Annotated in this window: 19 protein-coding genes and 2 pseudogenes; 7 read left to right on the forward strand and 14 right to left on the reverse strand. The window is 57.9% G+C overall.

All coding sequences use genetic code 11. The annotated features are described in order from the left end of the window. Nucleotides 1-177: 177 nt before the first annotated feature. From IWX64_RS12960 to IWX64_RS12995, 9 genes and pseudogenes are all read right to left on the reverse strand, one after another. Entirely contained in the window at nt 178-1,749 is a 1,572-nt protein-coding gene (locus tag IWX64_RS12960) for a GmrSD restriction endonuclease domain-containing protein (RefSeq protein WP_196867547.1), read from the reverse strand. A gap of 399 nt (nt 1,750-2,148) precedes the next feature. Then, nucleotides 2,149-4,125, reverse strand: a complete 1,977-nt coding sequence (locus IWX64_RS12965) for an AAA family ATPase (RefSeq protein WP_196867548.1) — start codon at nt 4,123-4,125, stop codon at nt 2,149-2,151. 263 nt (nt 4,126-4,388) lie between these two features. After that, nucleotides 4,389-5,195 (reverse strand): annotated as a pseudogene (locus IWX64_RS12970) (AAA family ATPase). Next, on the reverse strand, nt 5,195-6,658 hold the full coding sequence (locus IWX64_RS12975; protein WP_334683287.1) for a Mu transposase C-terminal domain-containing protein: 1,464 nt from the start codon (nt 6,656-6,658) through the stop codon (nt 5,195-5,197). Before IWX64_RS12975 ends, IWX64_RS12970 begins: the two are co-directional and overlap by 1 nt. 2 nt (nt 6,659-6,660) lie before the next feature. Continuing rightward, entirely contained in the window at nt 6,661-7,284 is a 624-nt protein-coding gene (locus tag IWX64_RS12980; protein WP_196867549.1) for a recombinase family protein, read from the reverse strand. Nucleotides 7,285-7,492: 208 nt separating this feature from the next. After that, on the reverse strand, nt 7,493-7,957 hold the full coding sequence (locus IWX64_RS12985) for a helix-turn-helix transcriptional regulator (RefSeq protein ID WP_334683288.1): 465 nt from the start codon (nt 7,955-7,957) through the stop codon (nt 7,493-7,495). A gap of 60 nt (nt 7,958-8,017) precedes the next feature. After that, nucleotides 8,018-8,185, reverse strand: a pseudogene (locus IWX64_RS17310) (HTH domain-containing protein); the annotation flags it as partial. Then, entirely contained in the window at nt 8,182-8,559 is a 378-nt protein-coding gene (locus IWX64_RS12990) for an MmcQ/YjbR family DNA-binding protein (protein WP_196867551.1), read from the reverse strand. The gene IWX64_RS12990 and the pseudogene IWX64_RS17310, both read right to left, overlap by 4 nt. Next, complete coding sequence (locus IWX64_RS12995; protein WP_196867552.1) at nt 8,556-8,948, reverse strand: VOC family protein; 393 nt, start codon at nt 8,946-8,948, stop codon at nt 8,556-8,558. Before IWX64_RS12995 ends, IWX64_RS12990 begins: the two co-directional genes overlap by 4 nt. A gap of 1,322 nt (nt 8,949-10,270) precedes the next feature. On the opposite strand from IWX64_RS12995, the gene IWX64_RS13000 reads away from it, so the two are divergent. Next, nucleotides 10,271-10,771 (forward strand): DinB family protein, encoded by a 501-nt coding sequence (locus IWX64_RS13000; protein WP_196867553.1) that lies wholly within the window; start codon nt 10,271-10,273, stop codon nt 10,769-10,771. Nucleotides 10,772-10,878: 107 nt separating this feature from the next. Continuing rightward, a complete protein-coding gene (locus tag IWX64_RS13005; protein WP_196867554.1) occupies nt 10,879-11,481 on the forward strand; it encodes a class I SAM-dependent methyltransferase in 603 nt (200 codons plus the stop codon). A gap of 39 nt (nt 11,482-11,520) precedes the next feature. Here IWX64_RS13005 and IWX64_RS13010 read toward each other — a convergent pair whose 3' ends face one another. Beyond that, entirely contained in the window at nt 11,521-11,934 is a 414-nt protein-coding gene (locus IWX64_RS13010; RefSeq protein WP_196867555.1) for an ASCH domain-containing protein, read from the reverse strand. Between the two features lie 110 nt (nt 11,935-12,044). On the opposite strand from IWX64_RS13010, the gene IWX64_RS13015 reads away from it, so the two are divergent. From IWX64_RS13015 to IWX64_RS13035, 5 genes are all read left to right on the forward strand, one after another. After that, nucleotides 12,045-12,557 (forward strand): RES family NAD+ phosphorylase, encoded by a 513-nt coding sequence (locus IWX64_RS13015; protein WP_334683289.1) that lies wholly within the window; start codon nt 12,045-12,047, stop codon nt 12,555-12,557. A 135-nt stretch (nt 12,558-12,692) separates the two neighbouring features. Then, the gene (locus IWX64_RS13020; protein ID WP_334683290.1) at nt 12,693-13,109 is read left to right on the forward strand and encodes an NUDIX hydrolase; all 417 of its coding nucleotides are present in this window, start codon (nt 12,693-12,695) and stop codon (nt 13,107-13,109) included. 51 nt (nt 13,110-13,160) lie between these two features. Continuing rightward, a complete protein-coding gene (locus tag IWX64_RS13025) occupies nt 13,161-13,901 on the forward strand; it encodes a tyrosine-protein phosphatase (RefSeq protein WP_334683303.1) in 741 nt (246 codons plus the stop codon). After that, nucleotides 13,898-14,080, forward strand: a complete 183-nt coding sequence (locus IWX64_RS17315) for a helix-turn-helix domain-containing protein (RefSeq protein ID WP_442859058.1) — start codon at nt 13,898-13,900, stop codon at nt 14,078-14,080. The genes IWX64_RS13025 and IWX64_RS17315 overlap by 4 nt, the downstream gene beginning before the upstream one ends. Further along, the gene (locus tag IWX64_RS13035; RefSeq protein WP_196867559.1) at nt 14,077-15,792 is read left to right on the forward strand and encodes a hypothetical protein; all 1,716 of its coding nucleotides are present in this window, start codon (nt 14,077-14,079) and stop codon (nt 15,790-15,792) included. Before IWX64_RS17315 ends, IWX64_RS13035 begins: the two co-directional genes overlap by 4 nt. Nucleotides 15,793-15,815: 23 nt before the next feature. Here the strand turns inward: IWX64_RS13035 and IWX64_RS13040 are convergent, their stop codons facing one another. The 4 genes from IWX64_RS13040 to IWX64_RS13055 are packed head-to-tail and all read right to left on the reverse strand — an operon-like array spanning nt 15,816 to nt 17,720. Further along, entirely contained in the window at nt 15,816-16,631 is an 816-nt protein-coding gene (locus IWX64_RS13040) for a sterol carrier protein domain-containing protein (RefSeq protein WP_196867560.1), read from the reverse strand. After that, nucleotides 16,553-17,110: a GNAT family N-acetyltransferase gene (locus tag IWX64_RS17320; RefSeq protein ID WP_442859059.1), complete on the reverse strand. Its 558-nt coding sequence runs from the start codon at nt 17,108-17,110 to the stop codon at nt 16,553-16,555. Before IWX64_RS17320 ends, IWX64_RS13040 begins: the two co-directional genes overlap by 79 nt. Before the next feature lie 42 nt (nt 17,111-17,152). After that, nucleotides 17,153-17,464, reverse strand: a complete 312-nt coding sequence (locus IWX64_RS13050; protein WP_196867562.1) for a hypothetical protein — start codon at nt 17,462-17,464, stop codon at nt 17,153-17,155. 34 nt (nt 17,465-17,498) lie between these two features. Next, entirely contained in the window at nt 17,499-17,720 is a 222-nt protein-coding gene (locus tag IWX64_RS13055) for a hypothetical protein (protein ID WP_196867563.1), read from the reverse strand. Nucleotides 17,721-17,922 lie beyond the last annotated feature (202 nt).

The raw sequence follows: 17,922 nt of genomic DNA on the forward strand, positions 1-17,922 counted from the left end.
CCTCGGCTTCACAAACATCACCAACTATGTCGCCAGATCACTACTCGAATCCGGCGGATTCAGACCGAAACTACACTCTCAATTCTGAAGAGCCGCATAAGCGGCAAAGTAGATCGCAGAAGGCTCGCCCCTTGGGGGCATCAAATCGCGCTTTCTTCCGCTGCCACCCGTTGCTTGCTAGTTGACTAAGCTATTTGCTTTGGCTGCCAGCACCTGGGCTCTTGCGCTGATAAACGAGTCGTAGTCATCATCGAACAACGAATTTGGGCAGAGGGCGGCAGCCAAGATCGCTGGGATTTTTGTTTCGGGCATTCGGGTTCTGTAGACGCTCGGTGCGACACCTCCCAGAGTCTTGTTGTCACTCGCTGAGATCATGGCAAAGTTCGCAAGGGCGTTCACCTTTTCCGTCGGAAACGCGCGACCGCCAAGGAATGCCCGGGGCAGTAGGTGATGAAACTCCGACCGGTTGTACGACTGCAGGACGTTCTTCAGTGAAACTGGTGAACCTGACACAAAGCTCAGGGGAGACGCCTGGACCAGCATGAGAATGAATGTCTTCGAGTCGACGGCACTGATGGAGAACTGTCGTTCTGTGAAATGTTCAGCATCGATCTTGACGGAAAAGTTGCTCAATGAATTCTCAGCGCCAGCCCGGAGTTTGGCTATCTCATCTATGTCTCGTTTCAAATTACGTAGAACGCCCGCGCTGAATCTTCTCGAGAAGCACGCACGCCAGAACCACCTCACGAGCGTTTCCCTCTGAAAATCGGTGACTTTCAAAGACTTTCCATTCATGGATGCAAAAAAGACCGTGAGGGGAACAAGTAGCGCGGGATATGGGAGGTTGACTAGGCGTTCAACGTGGAAATGTGTGCGAACGAAGTCAATCGCTCCCTTGATTCCGTTCTCGATACGTTCAAAGTTCTCGCGGACTTCAGCTCCGTTCAGTCTAATAAGTGTGGCGGGAGAAGCGTCACCTGCAACAACTGCGGCACAGCAGCGAAGTAATAGATTCGAGTCATCGCCTACGTCACCGAAACCGAATGGTGCCAGTTCTTGTGCTAGGTCAGAGAACCTGGACTGGAGATCGAAGTCTTCGCTCCAAGTCCAAGCGGTCAGTAGTTGCAGAACGTCCAGTTCTACTCCGAGACGGTTCACTCGTTCGAAGACGATGGCGACTTTGGCTCGGTTATCGGTAACGATGTCTTGAGTAGGTATGAGCGCTTCTTTAAAAACGGACTGAACAGAATCGATCAATTCCGCCTGGTCAGTAGTGAGGTTCTCCGTAGCCTTGCGGTAGCCGGTGACGTCAAAGAAAGTGCTGATCGGGAAGTGACGAGCGGGATCGACGTCAGAAGGGTCTAGAGCGAGGAACTGACTCTCTTGAAAGTCATCTGCAGCGGAGAGGTCGAAGAAGATCTGGGTCCAACTATCGTCACCATCCGGTACTAGGTCTGACTGAAATACACCGAAGATCGATGTGAGGCGCTGTTGCCCGTCCAATACGTATTGGATGGGAAACTCTGCTTGTGATTCAGGCAGCTTGAAAGGGCCTAGCTTTCTCTCCGCGGTTAGGCGGTTTTTCGTTTGCCAGAGGATGAGGGATCCGAATGGATAGCTCTTATAGATGGAGTCCATTAGGAAGGCGACTCGCTCGGCATCCCAGACAAAGCCTCGTTGGAACGCTGGGATTCGAATCTGGCCTTGGCTCACGTGCTCGATGACACGCCTGATTGAGATATTTCCCATCGTCTTCCCCATTTGCCGAGCGGTTTTTCAACTGATGCTACAGGTAGGTGACCGGGCCCGGGTTAGATGCCGATGCCGTTAGCCCATTGAGCACGATCAAGGCGAGCAGGCCTCTCGCCCCGCTCTTAATTGACGGATTCCGAGACTCGACGACCGAGACTGGACACGCCCGTTAGATTCTGTGTCGTTTCCCGTGCCCGTTTGACCTATCTAAGCATCAAAGTTTATGTTCGTGCGGGCATTTCTGGGTTCACTACAACGCCGTAGCGAACCCATGCGCCAGCACAAGCTGTGGGCAAGTCTCGTTGGCTGAGAATCCTGAAAGCTATTCTGTAGTGCACACTCAGAACTGAATCTTGTTTGACTGTAGTTTCTTGGGCCATCTGGGTTTCGGTGAAGTTAGGTGGCCGTTCCTATCTGAGACGCAAGTCGTCCGAGGTCTCGCTTCTCAACCTCGGCAAGACCTCGTGAGAAGTTAAATATGTCGTTGCGTAGCTCTTGCCGGCCCGCTGCATTTGGACGACCGGCTGCCCATTCCTCTGCGAAGATTTGCGATCTGTCCGCAAGTTTGTCCCCCTCTGTCGAATGGAGAACGCGAAGTTGGTTGGAAAGGGCAGTCGGAAAGAACAGGGCGATTTGATTAAGCGCCGGTGTGGCCAGGAGGGCGGCCCTCTCAGCTGAGCGCGGGTGCGCTGACAACATGAGGGCAAATGCGGTATGCCCCACACCTGCCTGTTGAACGGCAAGCTCCTTATGGAGCTCACGGATCATTTTCTTTCCATGAAAGCGGTCCAGCTCAGTCGAGTTGGAAACTATCCCCTCTACTTCCGCGCGGGCTGCCTCAGTCAACTTTCCGATATCAAGCCTCGCGATGGTCTGCATCCACCGGGTTGTTTCTTTTCCGACGACGTCCTCGATCGTGTCCAATTCGTCGGGGCGAATTGAGAGCCGTCCGATCGGAAGCTGCCGCTGGACTCGGATGCGGATTTCATCTTCGTAGAGTGAAGTCGAGATCCGTCGAAGGGCGTCCTGCACCTCCGACACGGAACCGGCTTTGACCTGACTTCCAAAGGGACCAAGTGTTTCGAAGATCGCTTCTGCATCCAGCAGGAAGTTCTCAACCATCGTCACGGGCCAGGCCACCATGTGAGGACTATCCGGCTGCAAATCGGTATCGGAATCGACAATCCCGAAGACAGGCATCCCGGGCAACTCCAACTCAGCACCGCGCAGACGGGCTACGGCTCCGATGACTTCCTTTTTTGAACGGCCGGGCACCAGGGCCCACGACTTTGTTTTTCCCAGCAAGTTGGTGATTAGGCGGGTATCGCTGCTAAGGCCCGAACGTTCCTCTTCACCTTCGATAAAGACAATTGGCTTCGACCGAGTAAGTAAATGTGTCGACCCTGTCAGTTCTCTGGCGGCTTCGAGACGTTCATGCATCGTCGTGAGTCGGCTGAGCTGGTTGCTCGGACTGATCGAGGCCGGACTAATAAGGTAGAGCTCATCGTCCGTCAGGGCGTCAAGGATGGTCGGAGAGTGAGTGGTGAGGATGAACTGTGCCTGGTTGGAAGAAGCCAGGTCGCGCAAATATTCTAGAACTTGGAGTTGTAGGAGCGGATGGAGATGAATCTCTGGCTCGTCGAGCAACATAGTCAAAGGCACAATCGAGGACTCGGTTTGATCCGGATGAATGAGCTGATCCGCTTGTCGCTCGACGAGGGGCAGCAATAGGGCGACTGCCGCCTTCTCGCCACTAGATAGCTGGTCTATGTCGAAAAGGGGGCCCTGCCCCCCAATGTCTCGGAAGTTGATGAGGATATTATTGGTGTCCGTCTCATCGACACCGACAAAATCGAGGTGCGGGAGAAGCGTGGCCACAAGCCGCCGGAACGGAGCGAACAAGTCTGGAACTTCCCCAGCTCCTACTTGCCCCGAGTTCTGCTCCCATACCTTCCCAAGGATCGCTTGTTGCTTAGCCCGGAGATTTGCCAAGGAGGTCTTCACAAACGCAGGGCTGTCTTCCGCGCTGTTCGCATCCCGGAATGCACCTTGAAGGCCCTGCATGCCTTGGGGCACCATGAACTGGAAGTTGGGGAGAGTGTCACTCTCCAAAAGTGCTCCGTAAGAGTCCAAGGGAAATCCGAGAAGGGATACTCGGTTCAGCGCCGAGGATCTCCATGTTCGATGAGGACCAACGAACATAACCTTGGTCCCGGGTTCTGCGATGTCGTGACGGTTCTGGCGAAGCAGTTCCAACAGGCTCGATTTGCCTGACCCATTCGGTCCTGAAAGAACCACCAAGTTACCGAGGTCGTGAGCTTCCGCATGCTGGAGACCTCGAAGTGGGCCGAGAGAGAACGCGCGAATTGCCATGCCTCATTCTGACGGACGACCTGTCCCTAGTAGGGATCGCAACGCATAGATGTCTCCTATCCTTTGGCGGTGAGGTCTTGTTCGTTGGTGGAGACGCGTGCGTATCCGATGATGTGTCCGGCCATAGGGTTCACTGTAGCGCTTGAGCTACCTGAGCGAGACAGTTTTGCGGGCGGGGTATACGCGAATCTGAGAACCAGGGTTTTATATGGGTGTGACTTTTAGTCTTGGTTGGCGGTTTTTTGACAGTTTGGGTTGGCGGTTTAGCTGATGCCGATGACGAGGGTTGATCGTGCGGCTTCGACGACGTCGTCGGTGATGGTGGTGAGTTCGTTGATTTTCATGATTCTGTCCATTTGGGTGAAGAGCCGGTCTACGAGGCGGAAGTTCCCGCGGGTGATGCGGGCTATGGATGCGATGGCTTGGGCGTCGGTGAAGTCCTCGGGGTCCAGGGTTTAGTTGAGCTTGTGCCAGCGGCGTTGAAGGACGAAGTGCAGTTCCTCCTCGCCGAGTGGTCGGTATTCGTGGGCGAATCCGACTCTGCTGTAGAGCTGGGGGTAGCGGCTGAACTGTTTCTCGATGCCGGGCATGCCGATGAGGATCAGCGCGGTGTTGTCCCTGTCGTAGCGGTCGCGCAGCAGTTCGAGGGACACTGCGCTGAGTCGTTCTGCTTCATCGACGATGAGCAGTTCCACGTTTCTGGAGCGCATGGTTTTCGGTTTCTTCCCGATTTTGTAGAGGTGCTCATCGATGGACAGGGAGACGCGGATGGTGATGTGGTCCAGGTCTGACTTGATGTCTTTGGTGGTGGTGAGGACCGTCGGGGTGTAGAAGACCGTCCTGGTCCTTGCCAGGGCGGCGTGGATCTTTTCGTCGGATTCTTTTCGGGGACCCCAGTCTTCGAGGTAGTCCTGGGCTTGATGCCAGTTTGCGTAGCGTCGGGCTGAGAGTGTCTTTCCGATCCCGGCTTGGCCGTAGCAGATGCCGATGGTGTTTTGACGTCGGACGGCGTCGGCGAATTCGACGAACCGGCGGTGCTCTTTCGTGGCGATGAAGTTTCGTGGTGTCATCAGTCATCCTCGAGGTAGGTGCGCAGCAAGGCGCGTTTTCTGACGGGCGGTGGCGGTGTTGGGGCAGGATCGGATCGAGGTGGGATCACCTCCGGCAGGTGTTGTGCAACGACGGTGATCCGCTCGTTGATCTGTCCACGGAGTTCACGCCGGCGTGCTGAGCGGGCGGCTTGAATGTCTTTGAGGGTGATGGTGGCGGTCTCGTGGGCGGGGTCGACGGCTTTGCAGATGTACTGGTTTTTGTGGAAGATGCGGATTTCGGTGATGTCGCGTGGGTCGTACCGGAGGAGGACGGGTTCGCCGACGTAGGCAGCGAGCAGCGGTGAGATGTATCGCAGGCCCTGGAAGTGGACGCCGTCGCGGTGCACGATCCGGTGTTTGATTTCGGTCAGGAGCAGAAGGTTGAGCTCGTCCATGGTGGCGGGTAGCCGTGGAAGCCATCCCTGACCAAGCCAAGCCTGGGCCGGAGTCTTCCTTATTTCTGGGTGCACGCGTTGGTGATAGTCATTGATGATGAAGCGCCCGATGACCGCGTCGAGTTCGTGAAGGGTCCGTGTCGGTGCTGGTGGTGGGAAGCCCGGGGTCAGATGCCCGGGGAGTCCACTGAGCAGTTCGGTATTGACGGTGCCGAAGAACCGTTCGATCTTTCCCCTGCCCTGGGGTCTTGCCACGGTGGAGAAGGTGATGGTGAAGTGCAGGTCTTTGGCTGTCTGGCTGAGGTGGGTGCTGGTGAAGTCCGAGCCATGATCCACGTAAAGCACATCCGGGATTCCGCACATCCTCCAGTCGGGTTGGGTCTTCGGTGAGATTGCTTGCCGTAATGCCAGGGCCGTGTTCATCGCCGACGGGGCGCCGAGGAAGACCGTGTAGCCGCAGATGGCTCGGGAGAAATCATCCATGATGGTCGTCAACCAGGGCCGGACGGGTCTGCGGTTTGCGTCCAGGACCAGAATGTCGAGCATCGTATGGTCCGCCTGCCAGAGCGCGTTTGGATGTTCCGCGCGGTGACGCCAGATGAGTTCGTATTGATCCCGGTACGCCGCCGGCCCGGCACGGGCGAGGGTCATCATTCCTGGGTCCAGTCCGGCGATGATCGAGCGGACCGTGCCATAGGAGACGGCCGGCCAGTTTTGTTCCTCTGCTGCCCGGTTGGCTTTACGGGTGATGACGGACGGGGACAGGGGCGGCTTCACCAGGGCCAGGCCTTCAATCAATGCGATGAGGCCAGGTTCGGTCGTCCGTTGCCGCACGGGGGCGGCGCGGGGAGCAAGGTCGGCCATTCCGCCGCGCTTGTAGGCTGCATGCCAGCGCTGCAGGGTCCGGAGGCCGACGCCTTCACTCATGGCCAGTGCCCTGAGGGACACACCGTCTTCAACATGGTGGCGCAGGATCTCCCACCGCGCAGCGGTCGTGCTGTCAGGAGTGGAGGCAGGGTACCCGTTGACGGGTTGGCTGCCTCCCATGATCACAGCGCCGTGGTGGCCGTCGTCGTCGCGGCCGCGGCCTTACCGCGTCGGGCCGGAGGCGTGTCCGGTGCCTTGCGCAGGGCCCGGTAAATGGTGGTCCGACTGACTCCCAGCACCTTGCCGATCTGTTCAACAGTCATGTCCTGCTGCTCATACAGCCGGCGCGCGGTCCGGAGTTTATCCTTGGTCAGCAACGCAGGCCTTCCTCCGGAGCGTCCACGCGCACGGGCCGCTTGCAGGCCGGCATGCGTCCGTTCCCGGATCAGATCTCGCTCGAACTCCGCCAATGCGGCGAAGACATGAAACACGAGTCGCCCGCCCGAGGACGTCGTGTCAATGTTCTCCTGCAAGGAGCGGAACCCGATTCCACGCTCCTGCAGGCCAGCCAACTGATCAATCAGATGCCGGATGGACCTGCCCAAACGATCCAACCGCCACACCACCAACGTGTCGCCGGGCCGCAGCTGGTCCAGCACCTTTGACAGTTCCGGACGTGTTTCCAGCAAACCCGATGCGGTGTCGGTGAAGATTCGGTAGCATCCCGCGGCCTTCAATGCGTCCTCTTGAAGAGCGGCGTCCTGGTCGCCGGTCGATACACGGGCATAGCCCAACTGGTGTCCCATGCCCTCTAATGTATCAATATCCGTAAACAGCAGGGGCAAACAACACATAGAATACGGCACTGTATTCCGCTACAGAATCTCGGTACTTCACGTCACTTCGAGGACGCTGGCCGGGTTTGTAGCAAATACGACCGATTCTGAGACGTAAAGGAGCGTGCCGCCACTCTGGGCCATTCACACCACCAATGACCATCGGGGAAGTCCTGAACTACGGGGTAGCCACTTCGTCGGGCACCCAGCCGAGCACCTCGTCGAGATCTCGTGTCGGCACGGGCCGTGTTGTGAGACGAGCAGATTGGATGCGATCGATTCTGAAGATGCGTCCTGCGTCTGTCAGTTGGCACCAACCGATCAGATACCAGCCCTGGTCTCCGTTGTAGAACCCGCAGGCCTCCACCGCGCGATCCGTCACATTGCCAGCCGCATCGGCGTAAGCGATGTTGAGCACTCGCTGCGTTCGGACCGCCTCCTCAACGGCGCGTCGGATACTGGCCGTCACTGAGCCGCCCACGTTGACGCGAGTCCGGATTCGCGACCGGAGATGGGCAACCTGAACTCTCGTAACATCCGGAACTGCTTCAAGGAGCCGCTCGGTGGCTCGCGTCGCCGCGTCACCGTAGGGCATCTCGCCCGCAGCGGCGACGGCGATCAGCAATGCTGAGACCTCACTCACGCTGAGGTTGAACACGATGTGCTTGGCTTCCTGCAAACTGCGCTGCCCACCTGATCTCCCATGCTCCGCAAACAGCGGGAGCCCAGCCGCCCGCAAGGAGGAGAGATCACGCTCAATCGTTCGACGAGACACTTCGAACTCACGCGCAAGCGCGGCGGCACTCACCGGACCGGGCGAGCTGCGCCGAATGCGCTCATGCAGGGCGTAGAGCCTCTCCAACCGGTTCACGCCGAGCGAATCTCCGCCTGGGCCTTCTTGGGGAGCGCCTCCAGCACCAGCCGGTAGGACTCACCAACGAGTTCGAGCACCTCACCGACCGGAACTCCCTCCACCAAATCCAGCGTGACCCAGTGGCGCTTGTTCATGTAGTACCCGGGTCGAGCAAACTCATGCTGCTCGAGGAGTGCGCGAACCTCCTCCGGCGGCGCCTTGAGGGTGGCGAAACCGCGACCCTCAGTGTTGACGAGGGCAAACATCTTGTTCCCCACCCGATAGACATCGCTGTCCTCACCGAAGGTGTGATCCAGCGTCGCACCGGGCAACCCTGCACAATGACCACAGACGGCAGCCAGGGCTTCCTCATCCACGGTATCCGCGCTCATCCGTCCATCCCACTGGCGATGCTCACAAGTGTTCCCACGTGGTCGCGCACGTAGGAGACGGTTTGGCCCCACTCGGTGTCATGGGGTTCAGCCAACGGAACAGCCCCGGCTGACACTGCCTTGGCAAAACCGGCGGCGACGTCGTCTGTGATGAGCGTCAGCTCGACCCCTGCAGGGGTCTGACCTGGATCGAAGGCCGTGTAGGCCACGGGCACCGCGGTGGCTCCAAGGGCATGCGAGGTGAAGGCCAGCTTTGTCTCTCCCGTGGACATCTGTGCGTAGTCGCCAGCCTTGTGAACAAACTCGCGCTCGATCCCGAAGGCCCTCTCGTAGAAGTCGACGGCTTCAGCGACGTCGTCGACAAAGATGATGGTGTATCCAAGCTTCATTGCGATTTCCTCTGCCCTGTTCCTACGACTATCGGTCGCTCATGAAACTATGACACTCCTGCGACACCCCAATGTCGGATATTTGTGGAGAGCCGTGACCAAGACCGCGCACTTCGACAGGAGCTTGAGTGCTGTACCCACGGGGGCGTCGGAGCAACGACGTCCGAACCCATGGCAACTGACCAGCTCAGTCTTGGGGTGGTGAGCGCCAACAGCACTGCCAGCCACAGAGGTAGAAGGACACCGCGCTGCCTACGACGATAGATATCTGGAGTTCTCGCCGCTGTCAGAACGGGCAGGAAAGGGTTAGGCCAGTCTTCGTCGGTCTGGAGACACCGGCTTAACCACACAAAGTCGGCGCGGCGATTCTTCACTAGTCATATGATCCGGTGTGCCGGCACGCCGTGGTGCCTCTGTTCACTGTGCGACCAGTTACAGGTAATCGCTCTTGTCCAGAATCGACCGATTTAGGCACTGGCGCGCATCGTTACATCCGTCATCAGGGGACGTCTTGTCACAGACGGAAAAACGGTGCGCCCGAGCGAGGCCGAGGACCCTGCGAGTTACTCGGCATCTATCATCGGGAAGGTAGCTGTCACCTATAGGCGCCATCTAAATAGTCGTTCCCGTCAACGCTGGTGCCTACGTATGGGCGAGGTGGCGTGGTCATGGCATTGTCTAGTTATGACCCGCAAACAGAAGCATTGAATCGTCATGCTGGCGGTCCTTGCCGCCACGCTCCTGCTTTTTTACCTCTGGAGGGGGACCGACGGTCTCTACCTCTGGGTAATAACGTTGGTTGTCGGAATTGGAATCAACGCGCCACTGCAGGCCTATAAAGCACGGGACACCCGGCGCGCAGCCGTGCTGGAAGAGCAGAGACAGGAAAAGGCGCGGGCTGCGGCGGACATCCGTGATGACTAACCCCTCAGAACCGACAAGGAATCAAGCCGGGCGCCGCATCGCTGGTCGGCTCGAACACGTTTCCCCGGACATTGAATCGTCAGGGTCCGCCACCAGGCTGGAAGTGCCCCGACGGGCCTGCCCTGGACCCCAAGGGCGGACTCAAGGGATGCAAGATAGAGGCAAGGAAGGCCGACGCCTGATCCGCTTGGCTAAAGCCGCCAATCGAAGCTGTCAAAAAGCCGCCAACTTACCCTGAAAGTCACATATATGGGATTTTTATCGTCGGGGGAGTGGCTAAAGGTGTCGCGGTGAAGGATCGGCCTGTGGGACTCTTTCTCGAGCAATTCTGCAAGTCCCCGTTTGTCATGTTCGGCGCGGCTGCGCTGCGGCTCGACTCCCCGTACTAGGTTGGTCGGATGGAAAATGACAGCCGGACGGAACCACCTGCAGCGGCCGGAGAGCGGGAGACGCTGACCGGCTTCCTGGATTACTTCCGGGCGACGGTAGTGATGAAGGCCAGTGGCCTCAGCGATGCCGACGGCGCCAAGCGGCTCGTGCCCTCGCTGACAACGGTGTCAGGGTTGGTGCAACACCTGACAGACGTTGAGCGGTTCTGGTTTCCGGATCGCATCGACGGGCAGCAGGATGTGCCCACCCGATGGTCCGCGGAGGATCCCGACGGCGAATTCCGGGTGAGCGAAGAGGACAGCCTGGTGAACATCATCAAGGACTACGAGGCTGCCTGCCGCCAGTCCCGCGAAGTGCTGGAGCGGTATGGGATAGAGGATCGCTGCCGCGGTGGCGACGGCGGACAGAGCGTGCGGTGGGTTCTGGTGCACATGATCGAGGAAACGGGCAGACACTGCGGCCATCTGGATATTCTGCGCGAGCTGCTGGACGGATCTATCGGGGATTAGGCAGGGAATCTCAGGGCCCACCCGCAACACCTCGAATGCGTCGGCAGCGTGGGCGCACGAGGATCGGCCTGCGGACGCGTGCTCGGCCCGCGCCTAGACTCGGGTACATGCTTGATGAGGTTGGCAACGCATACTTACGTCGTGCAACCGAGTACACCGAGCTCCTCGGTTCAATGGATGCAGTGCACCCTTTGGACCGTCAGCTCGTTTCGTCTTGGGCTGATGGTATCGACGGCCAGATAATCGACGCGGGCTGCGGGCCAGGCCACTGGACGAACTTCCTTCGTGAGTGCGGAGCTGCCGCAAGCGGTGTGGATCTGGTACCCGAATTCATCGACAGAGCGCGCAGCGCATATCCCGATGTGCGGTTCGGTGTGGGCAGTCTCGAGACCCTTGATGCAGCACCAGGAACAGTGAGCGGGATTCTGTCGTGGTACTCGCTCATCCACCACGAGCCCAGCACGATCAGGATCCCCCTCCTGGAGTTCGCCCGCGCGCTTCGCCCTGGCGGCGCGTTGCTCCTCGGCTTCTTCGAAAGCGCCGTTATTAAAGAGTTCGCCCACGCTGTGACCCCGGCATACCAATGGCCGGTCAATGACCTCACCAAAGAACTGACCTCGGCCGGCTTTGATGTAATCGAAACCCACATGAGGACAACAATCGGTCAGCGGCCCCACGCGGCGATCGTCGCGCAGCGCAAAAGTGTCTAGTGATCGATCCCTCCGCGGGACGCTGCAGAACCGTCTTTCTCAGCTGATGAGTCGGAAGCGCTCGAGAATCACTACGGTCTCGTTGCGGACCGTGAACGTGGGGTCTCCTAGGTAGGACCGCATCTCTTCGCTATGCCAGAACCGCTCGTGATCTGCACGCCATTGAGCGACGGTGGCGTGCCCTTCTCCTTCATCGATGACATGGGTGAGCGTTACTTGATCCAACTGCGCCTGGTCGACCTGCACCGTTTCGATAACCGCGATCGGTCGTTCCGTCGAGTCGATGACTGATTGTCGTCTGCCTACTGCAGGTAGCTCTTCACCTTCGACGGCGTACTCGACCAGCAGCGATGTCGTCGTGGTCTTTCGGCCTGAAAGGATCGACGCGATCAGTGAATCGCGGAGCGGCCCAGGAAAGGCGAATTCGGCGTGAGGCAGGGATGTTTCGGTCATGCTCCACTGTTGCACTTCACCCCAGTCGCTTTCACCGCGCTCTGAAGGATCGTCAACGGCACATGTGAAACTGGCGATGTGAATCGATAGCAGGGGCACGGAGTGTTGTCATGGAGCGAGAAGAACCGGCTGTCACGTGGGACAGTGCCGTGATGCGCACGGTGAAGGGCTTGTTCTACCGTGCTGTGGACCCCGCGCACCGCGGCACGGCTCTGACGGGATCTCGATCTGCAGGCAGGTATTCACCGCCGGACGTGCCCACGCTGTACCTCAGCTCATCGCCTGAAGGGGTCGCCGCCGCAATGATCGCCCACACCGATAACCGGACCCCTGGTCTTGAGGTGCTTCGCTTCGAGGTAGAGGCGCATCAGATCGTTGATCTTCGTGATCACGAAGCCCTGAAGTCCGTGGGGGTCAGCCCCGCGGACGCGGCGGCAGACTGGCAGGGAGCTGTTGCAGCGGGTGACACACCTCCGTCGTGGAGGGTCCGAGAAGCGCTACAGAGCCTGGGCGCCAAAGGGCTGATAGACCCTTCACGCAAACGGCCGGGCCTCTGGCACCTAACGCTCTTCAACTGGAACACCGATGGTGCTCCAACTGTCCGGGAGGTCGCTATTCAGTGAAGGATCCTTGGGTTCTTGCGGTGATTGCAACACTTAGCGGATGGGTGGTGGGACATCTTGGACGTCCAGGGGGCGCTGACAGGTGACACATTTCGCAGGGGCGCTGAGGGGTGGCCATCTGGACACTTTCATCTGGTGGTTGCGGTTTGCGTGCAACGTGAGGATGGAGCGGTTTTGCTTACCCAGCGCGCCGCCGATAAGGAGTTTGCGTTTGGGTGGGAATTTCCAGGCGGCAGCGCTTTAGCCGGGGAATCGAGTCGCAATGCGGCAAGCCGGGAACTGCGGGAGGAATCCGGTCTAGATGTGCTGCCCTCCACACTGACACTGATTGACAGGTTTGTTGAAACCTCAGCAGTCCTGGACTTCTACGTCGTACGCGCGACGTCCAACGCGGAGGTGACTCTGCAGCAGAGTGAAGTCATGGCAGCCGAATGGGTGCCACCTGCGGAGGTACTACGACGGCTGAATGCGGGCGCGATGGCGGATCCTTGGATCGCCCGACTGGACTCACTTTGGCCATCGACCACGCTGGCGCTCAGTATCGTCCCTTAAAGGACCGGCATAGGGACAGCAGGAAGATGGCGTGGAGCCCTCATTGACATGATGGCCATACTTGATTCTGTGGGTCATAACTTGGTGGGATTCAAAAATGCTCGCGACATCGGTGGGATGCTTTCAAGCCGTGGTGGAGCGACGGTTCGGGGATCGGTCATAAGGTCGGATACGCCCACCACTTCCGATTCGCAGGGCACGGCTGTCTTGATGCAAACACTCGCGCGTGTGATCGATCTTCGATCAGTTACGGAAGCGGATGCGTTGGCTCACCCAATGGCGACCAATGAGGGCTATAGATTGAGGCCTTTGATAGACCCACGTGCTGAGGCTAGACGGGATCCCGATTCCGAAGCGACCTTAGGTGCCGTCTACTCGGGAAGTCTTGGGCGGAACGCGGCCACAATCGCAGCAATCATGGTAGAGATTGCCGACGCCCCGGATGGCACCATCTGGATCTCATGCGCTTCTGGCAAAGACCGAACCGGGATGATCATTGCGATGCTGCTGCGTTTGGCAGGTGTTTCAGATGAGGCTATCGCCGAGGACTATTCACGCACTGAACACAGTATGCGCGAGGTCTTCGCTAGGGAACTGGAGGAAGCTCCGGACGATGCATCCCGTAGGGACCGGGCGTACCTCCATGGCGCGAAAGCCGAGAATATCCTTCAGATGCTGGAGCACATTGATGGGGTCTACGGGGGAGTCGACCTGTACCTGTTTACCATTGGTTTGAACCAGTCTCAGGTAGATCGGCTTCGTACTCGGCTGCTCAAGCCAGCGAAGACTTGACGCCCCGAGGAAGGACAGGAGGACGCAAGCTGGGTCTGAGTCCTATGCGGATCGTGCAAGCAAAGAAGATGATTGCAGCAGGAAGCTATACCAAGCAGGAGATAGCAGGCACATTCGGTGTCTCATGGGAAACGCTATACAGGCATATTGGCGGCGAAGGAATTGGGGGAGCCGTATGAAACGGAGCAACGCCCTGCATCGTGGACGTATCGACTGGGAAACCATCAAAGAACCTGATTTCAACCGCGTAATCGAGGCACTGTTACGTCGAATCTATGACAAACCACCCTGCACGGTGGACGTAGTTCGCGGAGCAGGAGGAGACAAAGGCATAGACGTCGTTGTCTGGAACGAGAAACGCGAAGCCAGGATCATTTTTCAGCTCAAACACTTTCTCGGTGGCGCCAGCGGGGCGCACGTCCGCAGGCGAGACCAGATCAAGAAATCATTCAACAGAGCCTGGGACAACTATCAGCCTCACCAGTGGATCCTGGTCATGCCTCCTAATGGAAGGATCGAAGAACACGAGTACATCCAGAAACTCGCACTGGGTAAAGAGGTTGCTGTCACCATATGGGGGCAGAGTGCTTTCGACGACGAATTGGCTATACACGACGACATTGAACGCGCTTGTTTGAGGAATGAAGTCCAAGACCTACTGATCGAAATGGCGCACGAGAAGGCAGCTCTTGTCGGCAGTGACGATCTATCGAACCGGGTAGTTGGCCTGTCGGAGATTGCGGAAGGGCGAAGCCTTTACTGGAGAACGAATTTCAGCCACTACAACGGCGAGTACATCGAGACCTACACAGAGAAGCATCCCGATGCGATGAAGGTCGAGCCCATCCGCACGCAGGTATCCTTCAACTTCAGCGACCGCGATCAAGATATCGCGGACCGGGTGAAGGACACACTTGATTGGGGATCGTTTGACGCAATTGATCTTCCAGCAAGGGCCGCTACCTTCGAACGTAGCGGCCCAGAATGGGTCAAGCCCTTCCCCAATCTCAACGGGCCCCTAAGCATCGTCGCCCCAAGGGCAACAGTGGACCTCGGCGAAACCGCCACCTTCAATTTCATCGATGAAGCAGGCTATTCTCAGGGGCGGTTTGACGGGAAGATCGCTGGCCGGACCGGGGGGCGCAAAGGAACGTCGGTGAGGATGAACTTCGCCAACATCGTAGATGTCACCATTCGTAGACCCCACGACACGGCGTCCGAAGGCGGAGGGCTGCAAGTCTCCTACGACATGTTCGGTGCTAGCGTCTACGACGGTGCTAGGGCAATGGCTTTGCAGGCTGCGCTGCGGCCGGACGGGGTGATGGAGGTATTTCATAATGGCCGTCTGGCGCAAAAGGTTCAGCTGCACTCCAGCAACTCTGATGATCGCCTAGAGGACCCTTATACGGAAGAACTGCTGGATGATCTGTCGGCCCTACAGGAACACCTAAGAACATCGTTCACTGTGCCCAGAACGATGACCAATCGAGACCGGGCAATGATCAGGGTTGGCCGGCTCCTGTTGGACGGTTATCTGACAGTGATGCCGCTGGGGACAGACCTCACTGCGACACTTAGTGGTGAGTACAGTGACCAGCTCTTGCAGTTCATCCGTGATGGTGGATCGTTTGCTAGCCGCCCAGATGCATTTGTTCTTGATGTAATGGGGAGCAAGTTCAACTTAGGGCCAACAACTCTGTTTCACCGAAACCTCGAAGTCGTCGATGGGCCAGAAGTCATAGCAGCTCTCGAAAGCGAGAACGACGATGCTATTCCTATTCAGATGCGCCCCCAGGGCGCGGAGCCGGTGCAAGTCTGGCTGGGCATCGGTACCGATCAAATACCAGAGTTCCGGCCATGGAACTTGAGCAAATTCGATTCCTTCCGATAGAACCGCGCGGGAGGGCTGTTCATCTAGAATCCGAATGAGTTGTGGGGTTCTGGATCGGTTCTGAACATCCGGGAGAGTGTCTCTACGGATGTTGGGCTTTCTGGGCGTATCCTCCCCGCAGCGGCTAGCAAATGAGCGGACATTCCCCCGAGGTAGAGCGCGCCGAGGGCTTGAATGTCGATTGCGAGATCTGGAGTTGTATCGGTGCGAACGCATGAAGCACCAACCGCGTCTGCTTCTAAACGCCAGACGCCGACATTTCGAGGAACCATTTCGTCGGTTTCGACGGCAAAAGTTATAGCTTCGGGTCCAGCATAGGTGCGGGTTTCTAACGCGCTGGGAACGTCCAACAGGCGCATCCATAGGTTGTCTGCCTGGCGGGTGATGCGCATTGCGCGAGGGTTACTTAGCATTTGACGAAGTGGCTCATCTCGCGGGCGTGAGTGAGCAATGACTTTGCGCGTCAGATCGAAATCGAGCAGGATCTGCCACAGCGCCCGATAGGCCTGAGGATTGGTGGCCTCTAAGGATTCCACAATCAATGTGCCAACATCGTCAACCGTTCGGGACCAGGGAAGCTTGAAGTTGGCAATGCCATCCACGGCTCCGTGATCATCCCAGTGAACGAGATAGCGAAGCGTGCTGTCCGCTCCGGTAGCGGTGTCAGAAAGTCCGTTCCACCTACCCGGTTGGGCGGATAGCTCGCCTACACGAGAGCGCCGTATACGCTCGTGTAATGCTGGCCAATGTTTGCGGGCTTCTAAAGCACCAATGAGTTCGACTGACCCGGTTGGCTTCTCTGCTGGGAGAAGTTCTGCCCAGTCCGTTCGATCTCCCATCTGGTGCGGTACGTCGCAGGGGAGAATCCGAACCTTCCATAAATGCTGCCTTCGCTGGCGCTGAGCATCGAGACAGGTTCGTCCCGTTCGATTGCCGCGTCAAACATCGTCTGCATCATTCCGCGAAGTAGGCCCCGCCGGCGGTGCGTAGCGAGGACTCCCGTGGCAGTTACTCCTGCCATGGGTAGCTGGCGTAGGCCGGGCACCGTAACCTCAAATGAGATCGTGGCCGATGCACCTACTAGCCGCCTACCCGCGAACGCTGCTACCGGATGAAAGTTTGGGTTCTGTTGACTGTTATCGGCCCATGTTTCCAACTGTTCAGCAGTGGCAGGATGGCGAGGTTGAGGCCAAGGCTCACTACCTCCATGCCAGGCCGCTGGCGCTGGTTCCCAGCTAGGTAGACCGTTCCCACTAGGAAGGGCTTTGTAATAGTCGGGCATCTCAACACGGGAGGGATAGCGAAAGTTAATTTGCATCTGCTCAGTCGAATAGAACGTCTCCTATGTCGAAAGTAATCTTTAGGATTCTGTATCCGAGGCCGAAGCAATTACTGGTGGAAGCGCGCCTTCTGAGGACGAAGAACGTTTGACGCTGCGCCGCCGGCTGGCTGCACTGTTCTCTAGGCCGAGTGTCTTTAGCTGGTCGGTGGTCCAGCCGTCTTTAGTTGCGCGCACGTAGGCGCGTTTGTCGTCTTTCTCGGCTTGGGCCAGATGCTCCCGCAGATCCGATACCCGTTGCCTCGCCTTAACGAGAGCTGTCACTGACTCAATCTTGGAGTCGAGGAGTTTACGTGCTTGGTCTTGGGTCTGTTCAACGCTGATATTTGCCATGCCCTCAGCCTAACCATGTGACTACTAGGCGTCACTACACCAGACAGAGATTGGGCGATGCCCTTATTGGGAAGTCGTGTAGGTGTTCGCTCGCTGGATCATGGAACCACTTGTCTAAGTCGTCGGTCCCGTACCGGACCACGCGGGCAGAGATCCGGTAGAACTGTGGCCTTATCCCAGCCTGCCGCCACTGGCTTAGCTCTGCGGTGTTCGCACCGTAGATCTTCTCCACATTCTTAGGTGAGATAAGGGCCATTGTTGCGTCCTCCTGTTTGTCATCCTTGCCACCGTTTCTTTCGGCAACGCCGTCATCAATTGGCTGCGAAGTGAATTGGCCAGTTGAAGCTGGGGGACCGTGGAATACCGGAGGGAGTTTGCGAGTGAGGATATGCCGCGAAAGCTCCCAGTGGAAACTTGCCAAGAGAAGGGCAGACAGTACATTCACAAGCCGAAACGGA

Origin of the sequence: Arthrobacter sp. CAN_A212 (assembly GCF_015752345.1) — a bacterium.
Lineage (GTDB): Bacteria > Actinomycetota > Actinomycetes > Actinomycetales > Micrococcaceae > Arthrobacter_D.

What these genes read in the sequence shown, in the direction of transcription:
- IWX64_RS13010 (WP_196867555.1), bottom strand. Translation starts at nt 11,934, where the DNA reads ATGACCGAAACATCCCTGCCTCACGCCGAATTCGCCTTTCCTGGGCCG.
- IWX64_RS13055 (WP_196867563.1), bottom strand. Translation starts at nt 17,720, where the DNA reads ATGGCCCTTATCTCACCTAAGAATGTGGAGAAGATCTACGGTGCGAAC.
- IWX64_RS12990 (WP_196867551.1), bottom strand. Translation starts at nt 8,559, where the DNA reads ATGAGCGCGGATACCGTGGATGAGGAAGCCCTGGCTGCCGTCTGTGGT.
- IWX64_RS13040 (WP_196867560.1), bottom strand. Translation starts at nt 16,631, where the DNA reads ATGGGAGATCGAACGGACTGGGCAGAACTTCTCCCAGCAGAGAAGCCA.
- IWX64_RS12975 (WP_334683287.1), bottom strand. Translation starts at nt 6,658, where the DNA reads ATGGGAGGCAGCCAACCCGTCAACGGGTACCCTGCCTCCACTCCTGAC.
- IWX64_RS13035 (WP_196867559.1), top strand. Translation starts at nt 14,077, where the DNA reads ATGAAACGGAGCAACGCCCTGCATCGTGGACGTATCGACTGGGAAACC.
- IWX64_RS13005 (WP_196867554.1), top strand. Translation starts at nt 10,879, where the DNA reads ATGCTTGATGAGGTTGGCAACGCATACTTACGTCGTGCAACCGAGTAC.
- IWX64_RS12965 (WP_196867548.1), bottom strand. Translation starts at nt 4,125, where the DNA reads ATGGCAATTCGCGCGTTCTCTCTCGGCCCACTTCGAGGTCTCCAGCAT.
- IWX64_RS13000 (WP_196867553.1), top strand. Translation starts at nt 10,271, where the DNA reads ATGGAAAATGACAGCCGGACGGAACCACCTGCAGCGGCCGGAGAGCGG.
- IWX64_RS12995 (WP_196867552.1), bottom strand. Translation starts at nt 8,948, where the DNA reads ATGAAGCTTGGATACACCATCATCTTTGTCGACGACGTCGCTGAAGCC.
- IWX64_RS13050 (WP_196867562.1), bottom strand. Translation starts at nt 17,464, where the DNA reads ATGGCAAATATCAGCGTTGAACAGACCCAAGACCAAGCACGTAAACTC.
- IWX64_RS12960 (WP_196867547.1), bottom strand. Translation starts at nt 1,749, where the DNA reads ATGGGAAATATCTCAATCAGGCGTGTCATCGAGCACGTGAGCCAAGGC.
- IWX64_RS17320 (WP_442859059.1), bottom strand. Translation starts at nt 17,110, where the DNA reads ATGCAAATTAACTTTCGCTATCCCTCCCGTGTTGAGATGCCCGACTAT.
- IWX64_RS13025 (WP_334683303.1), top strand. Translation starts at nt 13,161, where the DNA reads ATGGCCATACTTGATTCTGTGGGTCATAACTTGGTGGGATTCAAAAAT.
- IWX64_RS13015 (WP_334683289.1), top strand. Translation starts at nt 12,045, where the DNA reads ATGGAGCGAGAAGAACCGGCTGTCACGTGGGACAGTGCCGTGATGCGC.
- IWX64_RS12980 (WP_196867549.1), bottom strand. Translation starts at nt 7,284, where the DNA reads ATGGGACACCAGTTGGGCTATGCCCGTGTATCGACCGGCGACCAGGAC.